The organism is Methylocaldum sp. MU1018 (genome assembly GCF_053646775.1).
Map to the genome: position 1 here is coordinate 21,345 of NZ_JBSJPA010000001.1, position 21,041 is coordinate 42,385.

Genomic DNA, 21,041 nt, shown 5'->3' on the forward strand with positions numbered 1-21,041 from the left:
GAAAAAGGGCGGAGTGGAAAACCACCCCGCCCGTTGGTGGTTGCTGCGACGCTTGCCGTTTCGCGGCTTAGGAGCCGATAACGGTGTTGCGCATGATCCACATCACGGTGCCGACACCGGCCATCAGGCCGCCGATGAAAAGACCGACGATGGCGGACATGGGCTTCTCGCGCTCGTCCTTGGAGGCTTTCCAGAGGGTGTAGAGGGAGATCGCCACGACCACGAAGCCGCCGATGCTGACCAGAGAGATCAGCAGCGTCGCGCCTTCCTGCGCGGTGTTGTCGATGTTCTCGGCGATGTTCGAGAAGGTCTTGCCGCCTGCGGTGTCTTGCGTCAGGTCGGTCTTGCTGATTGCGAAGGCCGAGGGAGCCGCGATGACGCCCATCATCAGCATGGTCAGACGCATGACGATGTTGTTGTAAGCGGACTTGAGGGTTTGCAGTGCTTTCATTTGAGATTTCTCCGGTTGAATTGAGAGTGAAGGTTGCGCCAAAACTGGGTGCTGCCGGTCAACTGAACGGCGTGAACAATCCGATGAGGTTGAAGCCAATGGTGTTGTTGAGCAGGTCACTGAACCACTTGAAGTTCCATGCCAACACACCGCCAATGATCCAGCCGAAGGCGTGTCCAAGCCCCGCCTGCCCTTGCTGGTTGTAGTACCGATTTACCGTGAGCCATCCCTTGACCATCGCGATGAACCCGACCACCTGCATGATCCCGAGCAGGGCCAGCGTGGCGACCTGAGCTTTCTCGGCCAGCCCGCCGCTGCTCGTGTACGAGAGCACATCAGCAGTCACGCGGCTGTTCGCGTAATCCCCGGTCAGGGTGCGCGACAGAATGCCGACCAGTTCCAGTGTGCCCATCGCGAGCAGGATGGAACCAACGAACATAGAGATCAGCGCGGAGCCAACGGAAAACCGCTGCCGTCCGGCCACATATTTCATTGCGTTGTCATGTGTAACCCCCCAGATTTCGATCAATGAAGTGGCGACAAGGTAAAGCCCCATGAGAGCCGCGATGCCTTGAAGCATCATGATGATTGGCGGAATGACGCCTCCGACATTCACCAAGACTTCCATGAGGTCTGGAAAACTGCTGCTTGTGGGCATCGCTCGTGCTCCCCTGCTTTTCGACGAATTAGCGCGTTGCGCTCGTAATGACGATGCCCGATTCGTTATCCACGGCGCGGACGACCAGCGGCTTTTTCACCGGAGGCAGCGTCTCGCCCACGGAAACGCTGTCCTCGTGCTCGCCAGCGGCGATCCAAGCACGCTTGCCGACAGTGGCCTGCACCTTGTAGCCGGAGTTGGCCGGAAGCGGCGTAGCCCCTTTCTCAAGCTGCTTTACCGGGGAGGTGCGTGGCTTGCGCTCGGGTTTGATGACCTGCACGCCCGTGGGACGGCGGCTGTTCTCAATCGCAGCAACGCGCTGATCCAGTGCGTTCAGCCCGATGGCGATACCGTCAAGCCGCTGCATGACGGCCTGATTCTGCTGTTGCAGCGCCTGCTGCATTGCCTGAGCCTGCTGCGCAGACATTTCGCGGGCTGCGGCAGAGGCTTCCTGCTCGCGACGAAGCTGCTCGGCCAGAATGTCCGGCTGCTGCGGCTGGAACTGCGTCTGGTGACGCTGAGTGACCACCGTGCTGCCGGGCTTCGGCCCGGAAGTTGCCTTGATGATGACCACGGCGAGGATGATGACGACAACGAGCGAACCGCCGAAGATCGCCATCAGTTTGCCAAAAGACATGTTCTTCATGCTGTTCTCCTTACTTTTGCTCATGCACGTCCTGCATGAAGAACAGGCCAAAGCCCTTCTGCGCAGGGGTTGAGTAGGTAGTCGGACGGTTGAAGCCGCGACGGATTTCCTGCGCCATCGCCTGCCCCATCTCGCCCACTGCCATGCCGATAACTTGCTTGTTCGTCGGCTCGGTAGTGGTGGTGCTCACAGTGCCGCCGGGGCTGATGACGGTGGTTCCAATCGGGGTCGAGTAGGCCCGGCCATAGCCTGAGAGCAGCGACGCCACGGCGAGCGACGTGTAACGCTCGAAGGTGTGATGGTCGATGTCATCCGCCACGCCCTGCTTGGCGTCTTCCTCGCGCAGCGCGACCGCGTTAATGCGCATCGTCGGGCGGCCATCCTGCGGGGCCATCGTCGAGAATTTCAGACGGATGTTGTTCGGGCCTTGCTCGACACGACCGATGATCTTGGCACCGTCCCACTTGCCGCCACGAATGGTCGCGAGCACGTCGCCGCCATCGTCGGTGTTCACCTCGGAGTCGAGTGTGGCGTACATCATGTTGCCGGTCTTGATGAGCAGCTTGGCGCTCGGGTCGCCAAGCGTGTCCGGGGCTGTGCGCGTCATCCCCGGCAAGGGGCCGGTGGCAGTACCGGCTCCGGCACCACCCTGACCGCCGCCGTTGTTGCGGTTCACCGGGTAATAGCTGACGGTCGAGTACGATCCTTGCGCATTCAGGCCGCCCTGCCCTGCCTCGCCAAACAGCGACTGCGCTTGTTTCAGCACTTGCTCTTTCATCGCAGCGACATACTTGTCGCGCTCTGCCTGCGCCTGCTTCAACTCCTGCTCCAGACGCTGCCGTGCCTGCTGCTCGGCTTGAGCGTTCTGCTGGGCGTTCTGGCCTTGGCCTTGATACTGAGTGCCCTGCGGCGCAGCCCCTGCCTGATTGGCAGTGGCCTGCCCGGTCGGCACGGTGATGTTGACCGGCGCAGCAGCGCCACCCTGCGGTGACGGCGGGTTGTTGCTGCCGGTCTGGATCGGCACGTTGAACTGTGCCGTGCCGGACGGCAACGGCTGGCTGGCGTTGTTGACGATGTTCGTGTCGAAGCCCGGCTGGTAGGTCTGGCCGCGAGCGGCGGCCTCCTGAGCCTCCAGAGCCGCACGCTGGGCGCGACGCTCGGCTTCCTGCTTGGATACCGCGCCGACTTCCACGCCCGGCTGCGGAGCATTCGGCACATCGACTTCGGACTGAGCCGCGACTTCCGTGGGCTTGCTGGTCAGGCCGCGATAGCCGAGCGCAACGCCGCCGATCACGACCACGGCGACGACAATCAACGAGACTTTGCCGACGCCGTGGCCGAACACGGCGTTGAAGTTGCGCTTCATCTCGTCCGACTTGCTGCGCTTCGGCGCAGGTTTCGCTTGGGCTTGGGCTTCACCTTGACCGCCCTGCCCCTGCTCTTGGTTTACGCCTTCTGCCTCGAAGCCTGCGCCGCCCACGATTTCATCGCTGGGCTGCGGGTTCTGAGGGGTGTTCTGCTCGCTCATGTGCTGCCCCTTTACTCGATGAACACGGTGACGGCCTGACCGCCCGTGGTGAATGTGACGCTGCTATGCAGTCCCGCATAGCGATACACCGAAACCCCGGACGTGCTGCGAGCGGCAGACATGTAGGCCGGATATTGCGCATCGGCCTTGGCGCGGACATACAGGTTGTCGCGGTACAGCCATGCTTCGGTGCCTTCAAGCCCCGTGACCTTCAAGCGCCGCGCTTCCTTCGGCGGCACGCCGTCAAGGAAGTAACTCAGGGCGCTGTCGATGGACGGGAGAGTGCTCACCGCTACGGTGTCGATGGCGTCGGGATTGCGGCCCGGCACCTTCGCATCGACGCGCATATCCACTTCCTGCTGTGCGCTGGTGAGCACGAAGATCACCGGAGTGGACAGACCGCGCAGTGTCACCGTGACGTTGCCGTAGGCGGCTGGGGCCAACGGCTCGATGGTGAGTACATTCGTGGGCTGCTGCTGCGCAGCACCCTGCTGACCCTGACGACCGTCGCTGAAAAGCTGCCGGTTCATCGACACGTTTTCGATGAACCACGGCTGGCCGGATACATCGGAGAAGACGATGGAGGTCTGCTGGCCTCGGGTCAGTCGCAGAGCCGGAGGGCTGACACCGGGATCGAGACTTACGAACATCGTGCGAGTGATCGGCTTGGCCGGAGAGACATACGGAATCGCCTTCTGGCGTTCGCGTTCGAGGTAAATGCGCTTGAGCCGGTCGAACTGCTCCGGCGTCAGTTGCAGGTCTTCGATGTCTCCAATCACGCCCTCGACCACTTCGGTCGGGCGCGGGTACACAACTTGAGGCGGCGGCTCGGCGACTTGTTGGCCGAGTCCGCTTCGCGGTTGCTGCTGTTCCTGTTGCTGCTCAGCCGCGAAGGCAGAAGATGCGATCACGCCGAGCAGCACAGATGCGATCAATGTTTTTCTTTGGAACATGGGCGATCACTTCCTAGCGACATACGGGGCCAACGAGATCGAATCAACGGCAATGCCCTTGAGGTTCGTGGCCGACGCGGGGGTTTGAACGATGGTGACGCCCGCCAAGAAGTCTTGACGGGTTCTCGGTTGCTGGTCGCCACCGGAATAGAACTCGATGGCGACGGGCACTTGCACGACCCAGTAGCGTTGGAGGCCGCGACGCCCTTCTTCTTCAAGCTGGGGCACCTTGGTCGCCATCGCACGCAGGATCAGTCGGCCCTTGAGCACGCGCTCAAGGTTGCCGGACTCGTCGAGCGACCGCAGGAACGCTTTGCGGCCATCGTCCGTGAACCACTTGGCCGCAGTCGCATTCAGCGCCTCGCGGTAGTTCACATAGTCATAGGAGTAGGCATTCACCACGGCGTCCTTCGCGTAGTCAGCCAGCGTTGCCGGGGTCACGCGGGGGTCGGATTCCGTGGAGACTTCACAGATGGCGCGATTGTCCGTGGTCGGGATGTAACGGTACTTCGGATACCACGCGATCCCGGCGCTGACTGTCACGAAGAAAGTTGCACTCAGGACGCCTACAGCAGTCCAGACCCGCAGGTTGCGGCCCTTGAGCGCCTTGTTCTCTTGTTGCAGGCGAGCGACTTCACGGAGGACGGCTGCGCCCTCCCCCGGACTCATGTCGTTCGCGAGTTGATCCAGCTTCGCTTCATCAAGCTCGGCGGACGGGCTTGCGCTGGGTTGCTTCGCTGAGGGCTTGCCCTGCGCTTCCTTATTGGACATTGATGATCTCTCCAGTTTTGCCGTTGAAAACGCAGGTCATGTCTGTGCCGTCATAGAAAATCACGTTCTCGAAGTTGGTCTGGGTGAAGAGCCAGACCGCCCCGGCGAGGATTCCCACGAGCAGCACAAAAACCAGCACCTCTCCTACAGAGGCGATGCGCGACAGGATGGCTTGGTAGCGGCGCAAGGCCCGCACATCAACCTCCGCATCGTGCTTCCCCCAAGATGATGTTGCCAATTCGTGTGCTTCCATATCGCGCTCCGCGTGCAGTATTTTAATCATAACTCAAAAATGCGCAACACCGCGATTTTGACATTTGCGCAGAGTGAGTGCAACGGGAACGTGGTTTTTATCATGCCTTCCCTGCTGCTGCGAGGTCTGAGTCCGGTGACGCAAGCTGCTTGTGAAATGACCGTCTCAGCGTGCGAGCAGGCCCGGCAAGCAAACATCATGAGTGTGTCAAGAGTATGGTAACACATTGCTGTCACTGTGCTAACAGTGTGTAAGCTGTGTGGTGCAATTTGCGGGAAAAATGTGGTTACACTGTGGCTGTACGGTGTGCGCAATGTGGCTTTATGGTGGTACTAGTGTGGTGAGATGGTGGCGAAATGGTGGTTGTTGCCTTGCTTCGATCCGAGCATGGCGTTCGCTTACCGGGGATCATGCAATGTGTGTGCGAAGACGCACATTTTTCTAACCGTCCGCGATTCAGTTCCGATGCTTCGCTTGACGCACATTTGGCGGAGTGGTAGGCGCGTGGTTTCTGGCGGTCACTATGACGGCGGCGATCCGCGTGATGCGGATCGCCGAATGCACCAATCGCCCTCTGGTTGGGCGGTGTTAGTGTTTCATCGCAGTTCGCTGGGGTTCTGGCCGTTGCTGTTGCGGTTCCACTCGGCTGCCGCATCCAGAAGGCGCTGGCCGGGGGTTGCAAGATCGCGGTTCGCGTTCCTTTCAGGCACTGCTGCAACCGACTCGGGGGATGGGCGAAACGACACCTTCATCCACCCGCTCAGTTTTTTTCCGTAATGACTCTTCGCAGTGGCCGTGCTGCTGTGCCCGAACATGGCGGCGATCTCTCGGTCGGACAGGCCCGAGTGCTTCGCATTGGCGACTGCTTGGTGTCGCGTGCTGTAGGTTGTCGGCAGTTGATTCTTTGGGTGCCCCATCCGTTTCAGTGCGTGGGTCATCGTCTGCTGCAAGGGCTTGAAGAACGCCTTGGCGATGGCGCTGCGTGGCGTGTCAGCCGCGAACTTCGATGCAAAGCTCTGCGCGATCTCGCGGAAGTGCATCAGTGCTGCCAAATCGCTGTCGCTGATCCCATGCAGGAGGATTTCCCGGTGATCGCCGTTGCCGCGTCCGTGGGTTGTCTTTGCGTTCTCGACGCGCAATGCGATGGTTGATTGCACTCTCCCCGCACCCGTTCGGCTGTAGTGCCCCTCCTTCTCGCGGTGCAAGTAGTTCATGAATTCCGCCCCGAACCACTCTGCCGGGCGCAAGCCTACAAGCAGGTTGGCGCGGAGAAAGGCGACCAGTGTCCCGGCGTGCTTGGCCTGCGGGGTGTTTGTCGCGTACTCCGAGAGGCTTTCCAGTGTCGCCTTCGGGAAGAACTTGAGCTTGGTGCTTGATGTTTTCTCGGTTCGCGTTGGTAGCTCTCGGGTCGGCAGTTCCCGGATCGTCTTGTAAGCAGCTTCGTACTCGCTCAGGTTTCCGCCCTGAGCGAGTACGTTCTGCGCTTCCTCTGCGATCCAGAAGATCGCAGCCGCCTTCAAGGAACGGGCGGTTGACTGGGCTACTTGCTTCTTGGCGACAAGCTCTTGCAGGTGAGAAACAAGGCTGGCCGGGGTTAGAGCGCCCCGTCCAGCCTTCTCGATCTGGTTCGCGATCATCCCCATCTTGCGGGCGTAGTCTTCTCGCGTGCGCTGGGCCAATCCTTCGCCGACACCATCTTCGGTGTTGATGCGTTCGATCAGTGAGTCCGAGGCGCGAGCGCCGTCGATTCGTGTTGTTGCCATAACCTTTTCTCCTATGCGGGCAAATGTGCTATCTGCCCACAATCCTTACCACTTTGTTGCCACATTCTTCGCCAACCGCATTCCGTGACCAAGCCCGTCCGGGCGCGGGCCTGTGGCCCCAACTCGCGGCTGTGCCGCCAAGCCGTTATCAGTTCCTGCGGTCTTGCTCGGCTGTGCCGACAAATCCGTTCCCAACTCTGCAAGATGCCCTCAAGCAGCTTTAGATGATCGCAATAGCCGTTGGCTGGTCACATGCCCCGTTACTCCCTACACCGGCTTGCGTGCATCCATGATGTGCGACACGTACATGCCGCACATGTTTTGTTTGGGCGCATGAAAGAACACGCGATGTCAAGTATAAACCTGCGTGCCTTCCGCGTCATCTAAACGTACATTCCAACAAGGCATGACGTTAGCAGACGCTTTGCACTGTACATGTCGCGCCCAAATGTGATGCGGGAGTAACGGGGCATGAGCCTGCGTGTGACCAACGTAGGAACCGGCAAATAGCCTAAACTGCCGCGCCGATTCCGGGGGCTGTGCGATCAGCGATGGGGGGTGTGAGGGCAACCGCCCGGTGCCGGGCGGCTCTAACGCAGCGTGGCGTCAGTGTGGTGATATGGTGGCGACATTGTGATTATTGTGTGGTGGCATGGTGTTAGAAATGATGGCTACATGGTGTTATATTCGGCAGGGAATGTGTAATGTGCTTCGGTGAAGTGTGCTAAGAATGTGGATGGTATTGTGGCGACAGTGTGCTAAGATTGTGGCGCATGGCGAGCGCCCAACCGCCGTGAAGCGGCCAAAGTGCTATGGCATGGAGTGTGGGAACAGTGTGCAACGATTGTGGTAAGATGGTGGCACGCTGCTGCGAATCAGGTATGATCGCATTTGCTCGTGGTAGTGAGCGGGCGAGGCCGCCATGCAGGCGCAAGGTGGCAGAGCGTGGCGGTGCTGTCAAAAACGACTTAACATCGCTGTTCTGTAGTGTTGTGCAGAAACCAGACGTTTGGAGTTCTTAACATGAAAGGTAAAGCAAAGATGGGTTCGATCACGAAGAAAGGTCTTGTGCTGGCTCTGGCTGCGGTAGCTCTTGCGGGCTGCGCGACCTCGCCGGTTCCGACCACCAAGGACACGGAGGCGTTTGCCAGTCGGCTGATCGCGGACAAGGTGGCGGTGGCCGCTGATGCCCAGCGCGAATACGTCGCACTGGTCAACGAAGACAAGTCGGTGCTCTCCCGTAAGCAGGCGGCGATGGAGACGGACGAAGTGGATGTCGATTACATCGGCAAGCCGCAGGAACTGTTGCAGACCTTCGCCTACCGCTACGGCTATCGCTACATCGAGAGCGGCAAGCGGGTCGATCTGCGCACCATCAACGTGCGGGTGCAGAAGACGCCGCCCATCGAGGTGCTGCGCAATATTGGCTATCAGGTGGATGCGGCTGCGGATGTCGTGCTCGACAAGAACGCGAAGACCCTGCGCCTGATCTACAAGAACCTGCCTGCCAACAAGGGGTAAGACTATGGCTATGGACATGCCCCCGATGACGCTCGAAGAGGCGCAGCGCCTCTACGACCGTCCGGCATACGTGCAGTCGGCGGGGTCGCAAGATGCGGCAACGCTCACCGACGCGATGAAAGCCCAGAAGAACGAGGCTGCCAAGGCGCGATCTCAGGCGATTCTCGACACCGCCCTCGGGCTGGGCGTGAAGGCCGGGATGGCGTGGCAACTGCGCAACATCGACGAGGCCGTCAAGCGTCGTCAGCGTGAGTTCGATACCGTTTACGACTTCGGTCATCTGATGATTCAGGATCGCGTCGTTCCCCCCGTCATCACGGAGGCACGCGATCTCTACAACCAAGACGGCGACTACGCTCTGCGCCTGTCGGGTGCTTACTACAAGATCGAGTACCAAGCCCGTTTCTCTTCTGTCGCTCCCAACTGGCGGGAGTATCTGACGTTTCCAAAGCCTGATCTGGATCGAGCCGCCCTGATGGCGGCATTGCTGCCTCGTGACTCCGAGGAAAAGCGCGTCTGGGAACTGGCTGTCGCTGATGGATGGAAACAGGGGGTCGAGCAAGCCAACCTGATGCTCCAGTACGGACTGGACAGGATGAACCGGGATTACACCGGAATGCTGCGCTTCCACTCCTTCGTGATGCAAGGCAAGTTGACCATGCCTGCCATTGCAAGCGAGTCCATCGCCGTGACCCACAACGGACAGACGATGGCGGTAGATGAAACCCTGCTGCGCATCACGACCCTGCCGGAGTTCAACGGGAAGATGGCGAATTGGACGAGTGCCATCAAGTCGTCCTCCTACGCGGCTCCCACGGTGCAGGTTGCTGTCCCGCTGCCGACGCCGAAGGCTGAGCCGGAGAAGGGTGCGATCACGTACCCGGCACCGTCTCCGGCCTCCGAGGTGAAGTCCTTGCTGGACGCCGAGAGGAAAGAGTAGATGCAACAGGATGCTCATGATGCACTCAGCGTCGTGCCGGGTGCTTTGCTGCCACGGGCAAAGCACCTCACGAGCTACAAAGACCCGTTCCGGTTCGACAATCCCGCGATGTTCAAGGCGCTGATGCTGGAATCGCTCATGCACAACGCGAGCGACATCTTCATCCAGCCCGGCCTGCCGATTTGTGCCCGCATCAACGGCACGATGATGGCGCTAACGAACCGTCCCCTTGACGATGGGGAGGTCAAGCACATCCTCAAGTGGGCTGCCGGACGAGACACTGCCGAAACCGACATCGTGTCAGGCAGGGCAGTGAACGCCCGCTACGAGCTTTTCGACCCCGAGCAGAAGGATGCACGCGGGGCGCGAATCCGCTACGGCTACCGGGTGAATGCGTCGCCTATCCAGTGCTGGGGTGGTACTTCGGCCCAGATTGTCATGCGGGCGATCCCGACCGATCCGCCGAAGTACCACGAGCTTGGGCTGAGCGAGGACATTGTGCGAGCGGCCACGCCGCGAGACGGGATTGTCTATGTCGCAGGCGCAACCGGCTCAGGCAAGACCACGACCTTTGCGGCCATCATCAGGTACATCCTTGAGAACGAAACGCCGATCTCGGGCAATCTGATTACGCACGAAGAGCCTATCGAATTCACATTCGAGTCGGTGCAAAGCCGCCACTCGATCATCGTGCAGTCTCAAGTCCCCACGCACTTCGAGAACTTCTACGTCGCGAACCGCGAGGGGATGCGCCGCAAGCCGGGCCTCATCATGATCGGTGAAATGCGCGACGAAGAGACGATTCGCGCCTCTATCGAGGCGTCGCTGACGGGGCACCCGGTCTTCGGCACTGTTCACGCCATCAACGTCGCTGCGGTGATGCGCCGTTTGATCTCCCGTTTCCCCGAAAACGAACGCGCCACCGCGATTTTCGACATCGTGGAAACCGCCCGCTTCATCATGGCTCAGCGGCTGGTCAAGGGCACTAACGGCAAGCTGCTCGCCGCCCGCGAGTACCTCATCTTCGACGAAGAGTCTCGCGAGGCGCTGATCGAGCTTGACCAGATGGGCAAAGTCACCAGCAGGATCAAGGAGCTTGTCGAGGAAAAAGGGCATTCGTTCAGGAAGGAGGCGTTGCGTCTACGCGAGGCCGGGCTGATCGACGATCACGTCGCCCGCGACCTGATGCACACCTGAATGTGGCGACATTGTGCTATAGATTGTGTCATAATTGTGGTTACACTGTGGCGCAATGATGGCAAGAGTGGTAAGATTGTGGCGCCAAGGTGGTAGAGATGGTGCTAACAAGGTGTGCTGCATTGTGGTAACATGGTGGCACTGGTTAAATTCCTTTCTGGAGGTTGATTTATGGCAACGGGTCGATACCACTGGAGCAACTGCGCCCCTCCGGCGCGGTTCTTCAAGATCAATGCGGCGGCGAGCTTGCCGTGGCTGGGCGTCATCCTGCATCCGAGTTGGATGACCTTCTATGTCGCCTTGGTGGTGACGGCCATTCTTCTGTACGTCGAGATCGTCAAGAAGATGTCCGTCACGGCCTTCATGCGAGCGATCAATGTCTGGCTGACGGGTCGCGTGAAGTCCACGAAGAATCTCATCAAAGAACTCGCCAGATAAGAACATGAAAGGGAAAAAAGGTATGAGCAAGCCGATCTACGTGGGCGTCGATGACGGCCACTACGCAATCAAAGTCGTCACCGAGTCCGGTGGCATGTTCACGATCCCGTCGCGTGCTCGCAGCGGACGGCATCTGATCTCGTGGCAGGAGCAGGAAGAGAACGGTGGTTTCTACCAGACCGAGGAAGGCGGTGCCTACACGGTCAATGAGCACCTGCAAAACTACGAGGACACCCGCTTCAAGGAATACCCGAAGTCGGCACTCAACCGGGTTCTGGTGCATCACGCGCTGCGCCAAGCCGGTTTCGGCGGCAAGAATGTCGTGATCGCGACGGGCCTGCCCGTTTCCTACTACTACCTTGCGAATGGCCGCAAGGATGACGCGCTGATCGCCGCCAAGGTGGCGAATCTCACGCGGGCTGTTACGTGCGGCACCAAGCCGGTCGCCAACATCGTGCGCAACATGGTGGCAACCGAGGCAATCGCTGCGTACTTCGATCAACTGATGGATATGGAGGGCAACCCCACGCCCCAGTTCGACTCGCTGGGCGAGGCGGTCGTCGGTGTGATCGACATCGGTGGCAAGACCACCGACTGCGCAGTGGTGTATCCCGGTGGCGAGCAGGTAGATGCGGATCGCTCCGGGTCGAGCGATACCGGCGTCCTGTTGCTCAATGACGCTGTGGAATCGCGCCTGCGCTCGCTGTTCGACCTCGACAACGTGCCCCCTCGCATGGTCGAGGCTGCCATCAGCAAGGGCGTCGTCAAGATCGCGGGTGAAGAAAAGGATGTCCGCGATACCGTGTCCGCCGAGAAGGAGCGCCTTGCCGAGCAGATCATGTCGGGCGTGCGCACCAAGATCGGCACCGGCAAGGATTTGGACTTCGTGCTGTTCGTCGGCGGCGGTGCCATCGTGATGCGCGACCAGCTTTCGCGCCATTTCCCGCATTGCCGCTTCCCGGAGCGTCCCGAGTTCGCCAATGCGCGAGGCATGTTCAAGATCGCCAAGTACGTCTTCGGCGACGAGGAATAAGCCATGCGTGCAAGGCGCTTCATCCTGCTGCTCGATCCCCGGTATTCCGTAGAGCGGGAGGCGCTGAACACCATCAAGGCGGCCCCGGAGGGGGAGGGGGCTGCCTTCCTGCGGGCGCTCATGCTGATCGGGTTTGGCGAGATCAAAAAAGACAAGTCCCGTGAGCAATCCGCCTCGGTGCCCGCCGATGAGGCGGGCCACGGGGCACCTGCACAGGAAAAGACGGACGATGAAACTGGAACGACTTGAAGTCCGGCTGCGCCCCAAGAACCCCGCTGAGCAAGAGCTTATCGAGGCTCTGGAGGCGCAAGACGGCATTTACGGCGGCAAGAACGAGTTGATGCGCGAGTGCCTTCGTCGTGGCTATACCGCGCTCAAGCAGAAGATGGAGAGCCTGTCCGGCACCGGAGACGAGGTGGCAACGCTCGATGCGTTGGCGCAGACCTTCGCGAGCGGTGAGTATGGCTACCGGGTCGTCAAGACCTATCTCGATGCCCGCAACCACGCGAAAGCGGGATCGGACGGTCAGCCATCGGACAAGGTGGTTGCGGCTTCGGTTGCCGCAGACCCTGTGCAGACAGTGGCCGAGCCGCCATCGGCTGTACCCGTTGCGCCGGAGGTGCAGCAACAGGCCGCGCAAGCGGCGCTTGATGCTGTGGTCGCCGATGTGGCTCCCGCGCAGGCTCCCCAGCAGTCGGAGCAAGCCGAGCAACCGGCTGCTCCGGTGCCCGCTGACGGCGCAGGCGAGGGTGCTCCCAAGCGTAAGGTGGACTGGTCGCGGATGCGTGGGCTGGCCGGTTCTGGCGGCGGCGAGGGTGGTGAGTCATGAGCAAGCAGGGCGGAGAAAAGACCTTCACTTGGGATGATCCGGCGATTCTGCTGGGCATCTTCGCGACGATCTACTTCGCCTGCTGGGCGGCATGGTATTTCGCGCATACCGAAATCTCGATGGCTTACACGTATATCCGGTACGTGCAGCTATGGCTGCTCAACGCCTTGGGCAGCGTCGTTGATCTGCCGGGTGTCACCACAGTGCGGAACTGGGTGCAGGAGATGTGCCAGCCGGGCGGGCTGGTCAGTCTCTGCCATCGCGACTTCTCGACGGTGAAGTGGAAGGACATCAGCAACTCGTCCATCGCGATGAACGTGTTTTGCCTGATCCTGATGGTGGTGATGTGCGTGCGGATGTTCCTTCGTGCGAACGCAACCCATCCGAAGCTCAACTTCACCAAAACCCATAACATCAAGAGCTTCGTTAAGGAGAACAAGCGGCTTTACCCGCATCTGCGCCTGTTCTCCGAGATCGACCTGATCTCTCAGCCGCTCGATCACCCGGTATTCGGGATGTCGCTCACTTCCCGGCAGTTCGCCTACCGCCACCGTCTCATCAGTGGCTGGAAGGAAGAGACGGATGGAAGCTGGACGCCCACCCTTGACCGGGAGAAGGCGTTGCAGGTTTTCCGGGTGCAACTCGGCAGGCACTGGACGAAATCGACCGAGTTGTCCACGAGTGAGACGCTATTGGTGGCAATAGCGATGCCGCGTGTCGCTGCAACCGATCCGTCCTTGGATGAGGCCAAGTTCAAGGATGCGATGAAGGACAGCGAAGACCTCTTGAAGTGGTGCTGGGATCAGTTCAAACCCCCGGCCCCTGCGAAGAAGAAGAAAGGCGAGGCCGAGGCCAGCCCGCTGGCTTGGTTGCAGCCGGAAATCGACCTTGAGTATCCGCGTTCGATCATCCTCAAGCACATCGGGCATCCCGCCGTGCAGGTGCTGATCGAGCAGCACGCCTACAACCGAACCATCATCTTCGCGCTCTTCATGCAGGCGCGGCGACTGGGCGTGCTCCAGCCTGCCGAGATGCGTTGGATGCGCTTCTTTGACCGCGAACTGTGGTACGTGCTGGAGACGATTGGCCGTCAGGCTGGCTTCGCCGAAGCCGCCGCCGTGCTTTCACACTACCTGTATGAGTCCAAGTCGGGCGCGGCGCTCGCTGAGCCTCAACTGGACAAGGCCATCAACGGACTCGAACTTGCCATGACCACCTTCAAATTCACCAGTGCCGACAAAGAGCGGTACGAAAAGGAGGGTGCGGTCGCCAAATTACCCTCATGACAGATGCAATCATCACAAGTTTTTGATGCAGGAATGCCGCCATTTGTTAGAATATGGTCGTAACAGATTCCTAACTAGGAAAGAAAAAACGATGACGAAAGGTAAACTTATAGCAGCTTCGGTGGCTGCTGTGCTGGCTTTGATCGGCGGAGTGTTCGCCGTTCAGGCCAGCCAGAGCACCACACAAAAAGCCGTCGAGGCAGGGCAGCAGATGCCATCCGCAGCGCAGGGACTTGATCCTGCTGCGGTTGTTTCCCGGTACGGCAAGATCACGGATCGCCGTCCGGTTGGCGTCGGCGGCCTGACGGCGTGGACGGTTGAGAAGGGGGGCAGGAAGGTCGTCCTCTATACCACGGCGGACACCCAAGCCCTCTTCACGGGCGTGGTCTGGGATGCGGCGACGGGCCGCAACCTGTCCGATCAGTTTATTCCGGGGAATGCCACGGTCGCGGCGCAGCCGATGGCCGTCCCGCCCGTGGTTGCTGAGCAGCCGGGCGTGCGTGCCGCCGCCGCATTTGACGGCAAGTTCACCGGCACCATCCCTGAGTCCATGAAGACCGTGGATTCGCTTGCCGGGGTCAAAGAAGGGAAGGGCGGGATCGCCGATACGCTGTACATCATCGTCGATCCGCGCTGCCCGTACTGCCGCAAGGCGTACAACATCACCCGCGAGTACGTGAAGAAGGGATACACGATCAAGTGGATTCCAACCGTGGCGCTCGGCGATCCCGCCAATGGTCTGCCGCTGGCTGCCACGATCCTCCAGTCCAAGGACAAGGATGTGGTTGAACGTGTGCTGGGCAAGCACGAGCAGATCAGAACTCAGCCCACCAAGGAAACCGAAGAGGCGCTGCGTACCAGCCTTGCCTTCATGTTCGCCGCATTCGAGCAGAACGGCGGACAGCAGGCCGGTGTCCCGGTCGCGTTCTTCATCGACCGTCGCACAGGCAAGCCCCGCATGATGACCGGAGTCTCCGAGATGGTCGTGCTGGAAGACATCTTCGGGAAACTCTGAGGGGAACAACATGAAAGGTGATGCAATGGATAACTTCGCTCCCGAGCTTCGCATCTTCGGGAATGGCGATCAGCTTGTGGTCGCTTTCGATTCGCTGTCCGGGATGGATGTGAAGCGGGCTGCCCGCAGCATCCAGATTCCCGCCGCTTTCAAGCAGCTTTCGTTCGCGCTTGAAGGCTTCGACAAGGATTCCGCCACCGATGTCGGCGACCGCCGCACGGTGCTGGGCAAAATCAATCTTGTCACCACCGACGCAGGCGGGGAAACAGCGTCGCACGAACTCGCGGACTGCCAGTTCGTGCTGCCCGCCATCGGGAAGCCGAAGAATGGCGTGTTTCAGTTCGCTCCGGTGGAGCAGGTGGAATATGCCGTGCGTCAGGGCGTCTCGGACGCCCTCGTCGTCGCCCTCACGGACTTCTATGCCGTGCGTCCAGCAAGCAGCGATGCCGTTGCTGGGCATCAAGTCATCATGGCCCCAACGCGCAGCGGCATGGGCGCTACTCCGGCTGTGGCTGAGGCGTCCCGACGCCGCGCAGCGGCCAACGATGAACCCAAGGCGTTCCGCCGCAAGATGGCACTAGCCATCGTCGGCGCACCGCTGCTGATCTGGTTCTTGGCGTGGGGTGGCTCCAAGGTGCTCACCCCGTCCTCACCGATTGAGGACGCGGTGGCACGAGCGATGGCGCAAGACCCTGCCTCGGTGGCCTCGCAGGTCGAACTGACCAAACAGACCCTACAGCAGATGGGGCTTGACCCCGGTCAGAGCGGTGACATCGGATGTTTGGCTCCGCAGTGAAGAGAGAAGCCCCGGCCTTGACCGGGGATTTCTCGCTTATTCCTGTGGAAGAACGCTTGCAGTGGCGAGACGCACTGTCTCGCCACCTGCTTAACCAAATGCGCTCACCGAGCGGGTTCCCTTTGCCGGGATGGAAGATTGAGGAACAGGTGGTGCCGATGAATTTGGCGGTAGCTGGGCTGCTGGAACAGGGTGTGACCGAGCCGCAAGCAATTGAAGAACGGTTTGGCTCAGAAGGAACCATCAGGAGCGATTATGCGAGCGGCAAGTGAATTAAGAGAAAGCAAAGCAAAAGGCACCCTCGGCAAGCAGATTCTGGTTTTTGCGCAGGGGTTTCGTTCCCTGCTTGTGCCGTCCCCCGAGGTACTGGCGGAGACGGTTGTGATACTGCATCCTCTGGTCGCTTTGTCGGACAAGGTGCTGCCGTTGAAGTCCTACTTCAACATGGTGCAGCAGGTGCAGCGCACGACGCATCTTGCGTGGGCGCTCGCTCAGGCGCTGACCAAAGACCTTCCTGCTGACACCCCGGCAGAGGCCAAGGCCAAGGCCGAGCGTGCCGCTGCGCTTGAGGTGGAGTTGCGGGCCAAGGGCGCGGTGTACCTCGCGGCGACTCTCGCCGAGGAAACCAAGAAGAGCACCCGCGTGACGGCGCAGGCGACCCCTGAGCAGCGGGCCGCCGTAGAGCGCGACCTGCTCCAGAAGCTCGATCAGGACGCGCAGCGCCGCCTCTGTACGGAGGATGTCTTCATGGTTGCGTGCTCGTTCCTTGAGGTCGAGATCGCCAAGCAGGGATCGGTCTACTACCTCAAGGGCGAGTCGCCGGACTTCAAGGAAACGAAGAAGAACCGGAACCCGCTGAACCTCTCCGATGAAGTGGTGCTCAAGACGCTCTCCAGCGGCCTTGCTCGGCCCGACGAAGAGCGTGGTGCGGTTGAGCGCGGGCAGATCGACAGCGGCTTCAATCACCTCGTCAGGCTCAACAAGCTGCATCTCACGATGACTGAGGTGGTGCGGTGGATCAAGGAAGGGGATCAGAAGAACACCCCTCGCCGCAAGATCGACGTGCGCAAGCACTTCGGCCTGTCGCACACCGACTATGAGCGGATCATGTCGATGGCTCGTCGCGAGGGGATGATCTCCTTCCGAAACCGGAAGAAAGACCCCTCCAACAGCTACGTGCTGCGGGCAAAGAATCATCAGCGTGTCGTCGAGTACGCCGAGAAGTTCGGCCACTCGCCGCAGAAGACCCTCAACAAGATTCTGGATGACTTCTTCGACCTGATTGAAAAGCGTCGTGAGAAGTCCACAGTGGGGAGTTGATATGGCAGGAAAGCAACAGAATGGCGGGGATGAAGGCCCGCAAATCAGCCCGGAAGAACGAGCCAGAATTGCGAAGTCGGCGCGGCAGGTTGCTGCCTATGCCAACTTCCTGCGCTGGACGGCCAACTTCCGGCGCGACGAGGTGGTCAAGCACCCCAACCATGACCGCGTGATGCTCCTGTCGCCGATGCAGAGTGGCAGATTCTCTTTCGCCATCGAGGGCGACACTCTTCTGCTCGGCGTGCAGGACTTCGAGGCTGCTTGGATGGCTGCCATGCCGTTCGATTGCGCCTATGTGTCCGACCGCCTGTACCTCTCAGTCGAGGGCGTGGCGTGCATGGACGCCAAGCTCCCGCCGCTCGCGCTGGGGATTTTTGTGGACGATCCGGTTAAGCGGGCAGCCATGTCCGCCGCTCGGTTCGTGCAGCCCACCCGAGTTCATGTTCGCGACGGCAGGATCGCGGAAGTTGGCCGGGCCTTCGGCCTTGGGTTCCCTGTGAAGCAGGGCGATGTCATCAAACAGCTTGTCGTGGCAGCAAAGGAAAAGCTCCGGCAGCAGGATATGGGCAGGTTCTTTTGATGCGCTCGAACCGCCTCGAACAGCAAGATATTCGTCATCAGAAGGAGAGATACATGAAAAAGCACACCTTGCTGGCCGCAGTTGTCGCCAGCGGCAGCATCCTGTTGTCGGGCTGCGCAACAACCGACATGCAGGCCGCGATGGGGCAGATCAACGGCTCGCTCAGCGAGCTTGGAAAGGCGCTTGCCACGCCCGGAGCAGAAGGCTCTGGGCCTGCTGTCAGCAGTATCGGGCGGAGTGGCAGCAGTATGACCAAGACCAAGCTAATGGGGGTTTTCAGCCGTTCGCCTTCCGCCGATGGCCGTGCCCCGGAATGGCCGAAGGTTGCGATTACCAATCTATCTATTCCCGCCGAGCAGGCTTCCGCTTCGCGAGCACGGCTCAAGGCTGGCGATTGCGTCGTCTTTGACGCTGTTTTGTGGTACGACGCGAAGAACAACGAGAAATTCAACGATGTCTCACTCTGCGCCCCGGAGCTTCCCAAGCGCAGCAACGACTTCGTGACCACATGGCGCACGTTCCCTATTAGCGGGAAAACCTCCGGGCAGGTGCGTGGCGAAGGCCCAACCCCGCCGTATTCCAAGCTACCCAGCGACTCGCTGATGGATCGCTGGATGACTGGCCCCGGCATCTACTTCGTCGGTTCAATGTTGACCATGATGGGGTATGACCCGCAGTTCAGCGTCGATGACCGCCGCTTCTGGGTGAAGAATGTGCGGGGAAGCTGATCCCTTCGCGCCAATAGAAAAGCCGCCCGAGGGCGGCTTTTTGCTGTCTGGCAGTCTGCCCTGTTAGGGCGCGGGCGAGTTCCAGTCGTCGTCTGCGCTCAGGCCCACTTCATCCATGCGGCGAGCGTTGGCGCTCTGGAGCCACTGCTGGTCAAGATTGACCTCTTGTGCGGCGTTCTCGATTGCCAGTTCGCGGGTGATGATCGCTTCTTCTAACTGAGCAACGAGCTGCGGCTGCGGCTCGCGGTACTCGGCAAGCAAGTTGCGCGACACGTCCGGGGGCAACTGGTTGATGGCAGAGCGCACCTCGCGACCGTAATCGGCCAGCACGGGCTGTTTCGCGATAACGATCTCGGCGCTCTGGGAAGGGAACACAGAGGCCGTCACGCTTTGGAATTGTTGGGCTGATGCCATGCTGTATCTCCTTACATGTCAAAGTCGTCGCTGCGGTCGAGCGTGTCGTACCGCGACAGGATTGCGTCGGCATCTGCTTCCAGATAGGCCGTCTCGGCGCTCTTGAGTGCCGTTCCGACAAACTCGCTCTCGGTGGTCATGGCAAGTGCCTGATCGCGCAATAGGGACTTGAGTTGCCGTCTGTCCTGTGTAGAACCGGGCGTTTCCTCGATAGATCGGAACGCATCCATGTACTTGCCGTGCAGGGTCTGATGGGCCTGCGTGTTGCCCGCGCTCGCGTCATCAGCCAACTCCACCGTGGCTACCACGGCGGCGCTGATCGCGGTAAAGGTACGCACTTCGGCCTCGCGGCTCTGCAACACGCGCTCGGTCTTGAGGACGTGCGGCGGAGTGCTGCGCATCCAGCCGGACTCCTGATCCGCCAGCGTCTCAATCGACAAGCGCAGCTTCTCGCCGTCTGCGCCTTCACGCAGCGCGGCCAGAGCCACGTTATCGAAGGTGATACCGGCATTGCCGGACGCTTCGATAGCCTTGGCTCGCATCATGGCGGCACCGATCACAAATCGGCTTGCTTCGCGTATTGATAGCTGCATGAGTATCACATCTCGGGAGCCGAGTTATCCTCGGCTCGACTCAATCGGGTTTCTAACAACGTCTTCACGTCCTCCAGTGCTTCGGCACCACCGGGCATCAGCCGGGTAGTGACGGAGCTTGCTATGTCCAACAGCACCCCATTCGGACTGTAGGGGTTGTCGATGAACAGGCGGGCATTGCCCGGCGTCATCGTGGTGTGGTCAAACATCTGCTGGATTTGGTCGGCATCCCGGCAGACTGGAACCAGAAAAGGCGCAAAACGCCCTTCATAGCACTCAACTATAGCATCGAAGACGTTTTGTTTCTCGCTGTTTAGTGCAATTTCCTCGATCTTCATGCGATTTCCGATATGTGCGGCTACGGCCAAGCGCACATCAGAATCCGGGTGTTCGACCAGAGGGGCAAGCACAGCCGGACGGGTGTCCATGTTCGCCGCAAGCGCCCGCATGGCGTAAGCGTGCTGCGAACAATGTTCCACCAGTGCGAATTGGACTGCCTCGGGAATGTGTCGCTGTTGCGCAGCGGCTGTCGCCACTGCGCTAGAGTCCTTTCCCGCGATCAGCATTTCCACCTGCTCTTTGGCTGGAACGCCCCGGCTCTCGGCGTAAAAGAACTGGATGACCCTCTGCTGGTTAGCGTCGCTGAAATCAGCAAACCGGCGCTCCAGCGCCTCTTCCATGCGGTCGAAGGCGCTCTGCACGAGATCGTCCAGTCGCTTGCCTGCGTCTGCCACTGCGTCGATGTTCGCGTGCAGGACAACGCCAACGCGCTTCATGATGGGGCCAAGGCTTGCCCGCGTGGCAAGGAACTCCTGTGCTCTCAGAAACGACGGCTTCCTCTCCATGCGTCGCCTCCGTTCAGCTTGTCAGCAGCGTCGTCCCGGTGGCGTGCAGCACCGTGGAGCGCACATCGGGGATAAAGACAATCACTTCCGCCTCGCCGTCGAGCGAGTAGTGAACCATGTCGGTTCCCGTGTCCTGTAGCTCTTTGGCGATGGCTGTGCCGATGGCTGTCAGGGCCAGCGGCGAGACGGAGCCGGGTCGTGTCATTGTGTCACTTACCCCGGCATCACTAGAATGCTTGCCCACATCATGCACATACAGCGTCTCAAGCGACACGCCGGGGAAGAGATCGGGGATGAGGAAAGTGGCGGAAGCCCTTGCTGGAAGGGCGTTGAGCGCATCGAAGGCACTTGTCAGGTCGTTCGCCGAGACTGCGCGGGCGAGATCGGCGGGGATGCGCTCTTGCACCCAGCTAACGGCCTTGTCAAAATTCTCGCGTAACATATTTTTGATTGTCCGGTAGTTTCTCGGTTAAAATCGCTTTA

The 21,041-nt window shown here is 60.2% G+C and carries 26 protein-coding genes; 14 read left to right on the forward strand and 12 right to left on the reverse strand.

Features of this window, described 5'->3' with window-relative positions; all coding sequences use genetic code 11:
- Nucleotides 1-67 precede the first annotated feature (67 nt).
- The 8 genes from ACWJKU_RS18820 to ACWJKU_RS18855 all read right to left on the reverse strand — a co-directional run bounded on the left by ACWJKU_RS18820 (nucleotide 68) and on the right by ACWJKU_RS18855 (nucleotide 7,023).
- On the reverse strand, nucleotides 68-451 hold the full coding sequence (locus tag ACWJKU_RS18820) for a hypothetical protein (RefSeq protein ID WP_101530069.1): 384 nt from the start codon (nucleotides 449-451) through the stop codon (nucleotides 68-70).
- A gap of 58 nt (nucleotides 452-509) precedes the next feature.
- Nucleotides 510-1,109, reverse strand: a complete 600-nt coding sequence (locus ACWJKU_RS18825) for a type IV secretion protein DotIE (RefSeq protein WP_101530068.1) — start codon at nucleotides 1,107-1,109, stop codon at nucleotides 510-512.
- 28 nt (nucleotides 1,110-1,137) lie between these two features.
- A complete protein-coding gene (locus tag ACWJKU_RS18830) occupies nucleotides 1,138-1,755 on the reverse strand; it encodes a hypothetical protein (RefSeq protein WP_323004807.1) in 618 nt (205 codons plus the stop codon).
- A gap of 10 nt (nucleotides 1,756-1,765) precedes the next feature.
- Nucleotides 1,766-3,283 carry a DotG/IcmE/VirB10 family protein gene (locus ACWJKU_RS18835; RefSeq protein ID WP_454148258.1) on the reverse strand — a complete coding sequence of 506 codons (1,518 nt, stop codon included), beginning with the start codon at nucleotides 3,281-3,283 and terminating at the stop codon, nucleotides 1,766-1,768.
- An 11-nt stretch (nucleotides 3,284-3,294) separates the two neighbouring features.
- Complete coding sequence (locus ACWJKU_RS18840) at nucleotides 3,295-4,236, reverse strand: DotH/IcmK family type IV secretion protein (protein WP_454148260.1); 942 nt, start codon at nucleotides 4,234-4,236, stop codon at nucleotides 3,295-3,297.
- A 6-nt stretch (nucleotides 4,237-4,242) separates the two neighbouring features.
- Nucleotides 4,243-5,007, reverse strand: a complete 765-nt coding sequence (locus tag ACWJKU_RS18845; protein ID WP_101530064.1) for a DotI/IcmL family type IV secretion protein — start codon at nucleotides 5,005-5,007, stop codon at nucleotides 4,243-4,245.
- Entirely contained in the window at nucleotides 4,997-5,260 is a 264-nt protein-coding gene (locus tag ACWJKU_RS18850) for a hypothetical protein (RefSeq protein ID WP_101530063.1), read from the reverse strand. The genes ACWJKU_RS18845 and ACWJKU_RS18850 overlap by 11 nt, the downstream gene beginning before the upstream one ends.
- Before the next feature lie 596 nt (nucleotides 5,261-5,856).
- On the reverse strand, nucleotides 5,857-7,023 hold the full coding sequence (locus ACWJKU_RS18855) for a hypothetical protein (RefSeq protein WP_454148262.1): 1,167 nt from the start codon (nucleotides 7,021-7,023) through the stop codon (nucleotides 5,857-5,859).
- Nucleotides 7,024-8,046: 1,023 nt separating this feature from the next.
- On the opposite strand from ACWJKU_RS18855, the gene ACWJKU_RS18860 reads away from it, so the two are divergent.
- The 14 genes from ACWJKU_RS18860 (at nucleotide 8,047) to ACWJKU_RS18925 (ending at nucleotide 18,706) form a co-directional block, all read left to right on the forward strand.
- Nucleotides 8,047-8,544: a DotD/TraH family lipoprotein gene (locus ACWJKU_RS18860; RefSeq protein ID WP_226331914.1), complete on the forward strand. Its 498-nt coding sequence runs from the start codon at nucleotides 8,047-8,049 to the stop codon at nucleotides 8,542-8,544.
- 25 nt (nucleotides 8,545-8,569) lie between these two features.
- Nucleotides 8,570-9,484: a type IV secretory system conjugative DNA transfer family protein gene (locus ACWJKU_RS18865; RefSeq protein WP_454148264.1), complete on the forward strand. Its 915-nt coding sequence runs from the start codon at nucleotides 8,570-8,572 to the stop codon at nucleotides 9,482-9,484.
- Entirely contained in the window at nucleotides 9,485-10,681 is a 1,197-nt protein-coding gene (locus ACWJKU_RS18870) for an ATPase, T2SS/T4P/T4SS family (RefSeq protein ID WP_101530060.1), read from the forward strand.
- Nucleotides 10,682-10,852: 171 nt separating this feature from the next.
- Complete coding sequence (gene icmT / locus ACWJKU_RS18875; protein WP_101530059.1) at nucleotides 10,853-11,119, forward strand: IcmT/TraK family protein; 267 nt, start codon at nucleotides 10,853-10,855, stop codon at nucleotides 11,117-11,119.
- Nucleotides 11,120-11,141: 22 nt separating this feature from the next.
- On the forward strand, nucleotides 11,142-12,152 hold the full coding sequence (gene parM / locus ACWJKU_RS18880; protein ID WP_454148267.1) for a plasmid segregation protein ParM domain-containing protein: 1,011 nt from the start codon (nucleotides 11,142-11,144) through the stop codon (nucleotides 12,150-12,152).
- Between the two features lie 3 nt (nucleotides 12,153-12,155).
- Nucleotides 12,156-12,401, forward strand: coding sequence for a hypothetical protein (locus tag ACWJKU_RS18885; RefSeq protein WP_101530057.1), 246 nt, complete (start codon nucleotides 12,156-12,158; stop codon nucleotides 12,399-12,401).
- The gene (locus ACWJKU_RS18890) at nucleotides 12,382-12,981 is read left to right on the forward strand and encodes a hypothetical protein (protein WP_454148269.1); all 600 of its coding nucleotides are present in this window, start codon (nucleotides 12,382-12,384) and stop codon (nucleotides 12,979-12,981) included. Before ACWJKU_RS18885 ends, ACWJKU_RS18890 begins: the two co-directional genes overlap by 20 nt.
- The gene (locus tag ACWJKU_RS18895) at nucleotides 12,978-14,267 is read left to right on the forward strand and encodes a secretion/conjugation apparatus DotM-related subunit (protein WP_454148271.1); all 1,290 of its coding nucleotides are present in this window, start codon (nucleotides 12,978-12,980) and stop codon (nucleotides 14,265-14,267) included. Before ACWJKU_RS18890 ends, ACWJKU_RS18895 begins: the two co-directional genes overlap by 4 nt.
- 91 nt (nucleotides 14,268-14,358) lie before the next feature.
- Nucleotides 14,359-15,282 carry a hypothetical protein gene (locus ACWJKU_RS18900; RefSeq protein ID WP_454148273.1) on the forward strand — a complete coding sequence of 308 codons (924 nt, stop codon included), beginning with the start codon at nucleotides 14,359-14,361 and terminating at the stop codon, nucleotides 15,280-15,282.
- A 10-nt stretch (nucleotides 15,283-15,292) separates the two neighbouring features.
- Nucleotides 15,293-16,078, forward strand: coding sequence for a hypothetical protein (locus ACWJKU_RS18905; protein ID WP_226331840.1), 786 nt, complete (start codon nucleotides 15,293-15,295; stop codon nucleotides 16,076-16,078).
- A gap of 17 nt (nucleotides 16,079-16,095) precedes the next feature.
- Nucleotides 16,096-16,350, forward strand: coding sequence for a hypothetical protein (locus tag ACWJKU_RS18910; RefSeq protein ID WP_121463617.1), 255 nt, complete (start codon nucleotides 16,096-16,098; stop codon nucleotides 16,348-16,350).
- Entirely contained in the window at nucleotides 16,334-17,398 is a 1,065-nt protein-coding gene (locus tag ACWJKU_RS18915; RefSeq protein ID WP_454148275.1) for a hypothetical protein, read from the forward strand. The genes ACWJKU_RS18910 and ACWJKU_RS18915 overlap by 17 nt, the downstream gene beginning before the upstream one ends.
- Nucleotide 17,399: 1 nt before the next feature.
- Nucleotides 17,400-17,978 (forward strand): hypothetical protein, encoded by a 579-nt coding sequence (locus ACWJKU_RS18920; RefSeq protein WP_226331842.1) that lies wholly within the window; start codon nucleotides 17,400-17,402, stop codon nucleotides 17,976-17,978.
- A 53-nt stretch (nucleotides 17,979-18,031) separates the two neighbouring features.
- The gene (locus ACWJKU_RS18925) at nucleotides 18,032-18,706 is read left to right on the forward strand and encodes a hypothetical protein (RefSeq protein ID WP_454148277.1); all 675 of its coding nucleotides are present in this window, start codon (nucleotides 18,032-18,034) and stop codon (nucleotides 18,704-18,706) included.
- A gap of 63 nt (nucleotides 18,707-18,769) precedes the next feature.
- On the opposite strand, the gene ACWJKU_RS18930 is transcribed toward ACWJKU_RS18925, so the two are convergent.
- Genes ACWJKU_RS18930 through ACWJKU_RS18945 form a run of 4 tightly spaced genes read right to left on the reverse strand, consistent with a single transcriptional unit; the run spans nucleotide 18,770 to nucleotide 21,000 of the window.
- Entirely contained in the window at nucleotides 18,770-19,120 is a 351-nt protein-coding gene (locus ACWJKU_RS18930; protein ID WP_226331845.1) for a hypothetical protein, read from the reverse strand.
- 11 nt (nucleotides 19,121-19,131) lie between these two features.
- On the reverse strand, nucleotides 19,132-19,713 hold the full coding sequence (locus ACWJKU_RS18935; protein WP_226331846.1) for a hypothetical protein: 582 nt from the start codon (nucleotides 19,711-19,713) through the stop codon (nucleotides 19,132-19,134).
- A gap of 5 nt (nucleotides 19,714-19,718) precedes the next feature.
- Nucleotides 19,719-20,558 carry a hypothetical protein gene (locus ACWJKU_RS18940; protein WP_454148279.1) on the reverse strand — a complete coding sequence of 280 codons (840 nt, stop codon included), beginning with the start codon at nucleotides 20,556-20,558 and terminating at the stop codon, nucleotides 19,719-19,721.
- Between the two features lie 13 nt (nucleotides 20,559-20,571).
- Nucleotides 20,572-21,000, reverse strand: a complete 429-nt coding sequence (locus ACWJKU_RS18945) for a hypothetical protein (protein ID WP_454148281.1) — start codon at nucleotides 20,998-21,000, stop codon at nucleotides 20,572-20,574.
- Nucleotides 21,001-21,041: the final 41 nt, after the last annotated feature.

Bases quoted from the DNA above. Each gene is read 5' to 3' on its own strand.
- ACWJKU_RS18820 (WP_101530069.1), bottom strand. From the start codon at position 451: ATGAAAGCACTGCAAACCCTCAAGTCCGCTTACAACAACATCGTCATG.
- ACWJKU_RS18825 (WP_101530068.1), bottom strand. From the start codon at position 1,109: ATGCCCACAAGCAGCAGTTTTCCAGACCTCATGGAAGTCTTGGTGAAT.
- ACWJKU_RS18830 (WP_323004807.1), bottom strand. From the start codon at position 1,755: ATGAAGAACATGTCTTTTGGCAAACTGATGGCGATCTTCGGCGGTTCG.
- ACWJKU_RS18835 (WP_454148258.1), bottom strand. From the start codon at position 3,283: ATGAGCGAGCAGAACACCCCTCAGAACCCGCAGCCCAGCGATGAAATC.
- ACWJKU_RS18840 (WP_454148260.1), bottom strand. From the start codon at position 4,236: ATGTTCCAAAGAAAAACATTGATCGCATCTGTGCTGCTCGGCGTGATC.
- ACWJKU_RS18845 (WP_101530064.1), bottom strand. From the start codon at position 5,007: ATGTCCAATAAGGAAGCGCAGGGCAAGCCCTCAGCGAAGCAACCCAGC.
- ACWJKU_RS18850 (WP_101530063.1), bottom strand. From the start codon at position 5,260: ATGGAAGCACACGAATTGGCAACATCATCTTGGGGGAAGCACGATGCG.
- ACWJKU_RS18855 (WP_454148262.1), bottom strand. From the start codon at position 7,023: ATGGCAACAACACGAATCGACGGCGCTCGCGCCTCGGACTCACTGATC.
- ACWJKU_RS18860 (WP_226331914.1), top strand. From the start codon at position 8,047: ATGAAAGGTAAAGCAAAGATGGGTTCGATCACGAAGAAAGGTCTTGTG.
- ACWJKU_RS18865 (WP_454148264.1), top strand. From the start codon at position 8,570: ATGACGCTCGAAGAGGCGCAGCGCCTCTACGACCGTCCGGCATACGTG.
- ACWJKU_RS18870 (WP_101530060.1), top strand. From the start codon at position 9,485: ATGCAACAGGATGCTCATGATGCACTCAGCGTCGTGCCGGGTGCTTTG.
- icmT (WP_101530059.1), top strand. From the start codon at position 10,853: ATGGCAACGGGTCGATACCACTGGAGCAACTGCGCCCCTCCGGCGCGG.
- parM (WP_454148267.1), top strand. From the start codon at position 11,142: ATGAGCAAGCCGATCTACGTGGGCGTCGATGACGGCCACTACGCAATC.
- ACWJKU_RS18885 (WP_101530057.1), top strand. From the start codon at position 12,156: ATGCGTGCAAGGCGCTTCATCCTGCTGCTCGATCCCCGGTATTCCGTA.
- ACWJKU_RS18890 (WP_454148269.1), top strand. From the start codon at position 12,382: ATGAAACTGGAACGACTTGAAGTCCGGCTGCGCCCCAAGAACCCCGCT.
- ACWJKU_RS18895 (WP_454148271.1), top strand. From the start codon at position 12,978: ATGAGCAAGCAGGGCGGAGAAAAGACCTTCACTTGGGATGATCCGGCG.
- ACWJKU_RS18900 (WP_454148273.1), top strand. From the start codon at position 14,359: ATGACGAAAGGTAAACTTATAGCAGCTTCGGTGGCTGCTGTGCTGGCT.
- ACWJKU_RS18905 (WP_226331840.1), top strand. From the start codon at position 15,293: ATGAAAGGTGATGCAATGGATAACTTCGCTCCCGAGCTTCGCATCTTC.
- ACWJKU_RS18915 (WP_454148275.1), top strand. From the start codon at position 16,334: ATGCGAGCGGCAAGTGAATTAAGAGAAAGCAAAGCAAAAGGCACCCTC.
- ACWJKU_RS18920 (WP_226331842.1), top strand. From the start codon at position 17,400: ATGGCAGGAAAGCAACAGAATGGCGGGGATGAAGGCCCGCAAATCAGC.
- ACWJKU_RS18925 (WP_454148277.1), top strand. From the start codon at position 18,032: ATGAAAAAGCACACCTTGCTGGCCGCAGTTGTCGCCAGCGGCAGCATC.
- ACWJKU_RS18930 (WP_226331845.1), bottom strand. From the start codon at position 19,120: ATGGCATCAGCCCAACAATTCCAAAGCGTGACGGCCTCTGTGTTCCCT.
- ACWJKU_RS18935 (WP_226331846.1), bottom strand. From the start codon at position 19,713: ATGCAGCTATCAATACGCGAAGCAAGCCGATTTGTGATCGGTGCCGCC.
- ACWJKU_RS18940 (WP_454148279.1), bottom strand. From the start codon at position 20,558: ATGGAGAGGAAGCCGTCGTTTCTGAGAGCACAGGAGTTCCTTGCCACG.
- ACWJKU_RS18945 (WP_454148281.1), bottom strand. From the start codon at position 21,000: ATGTTACGCGAGAATTTTGACAAGGCCGTTAGCTGGGTGCAAGAGCGC.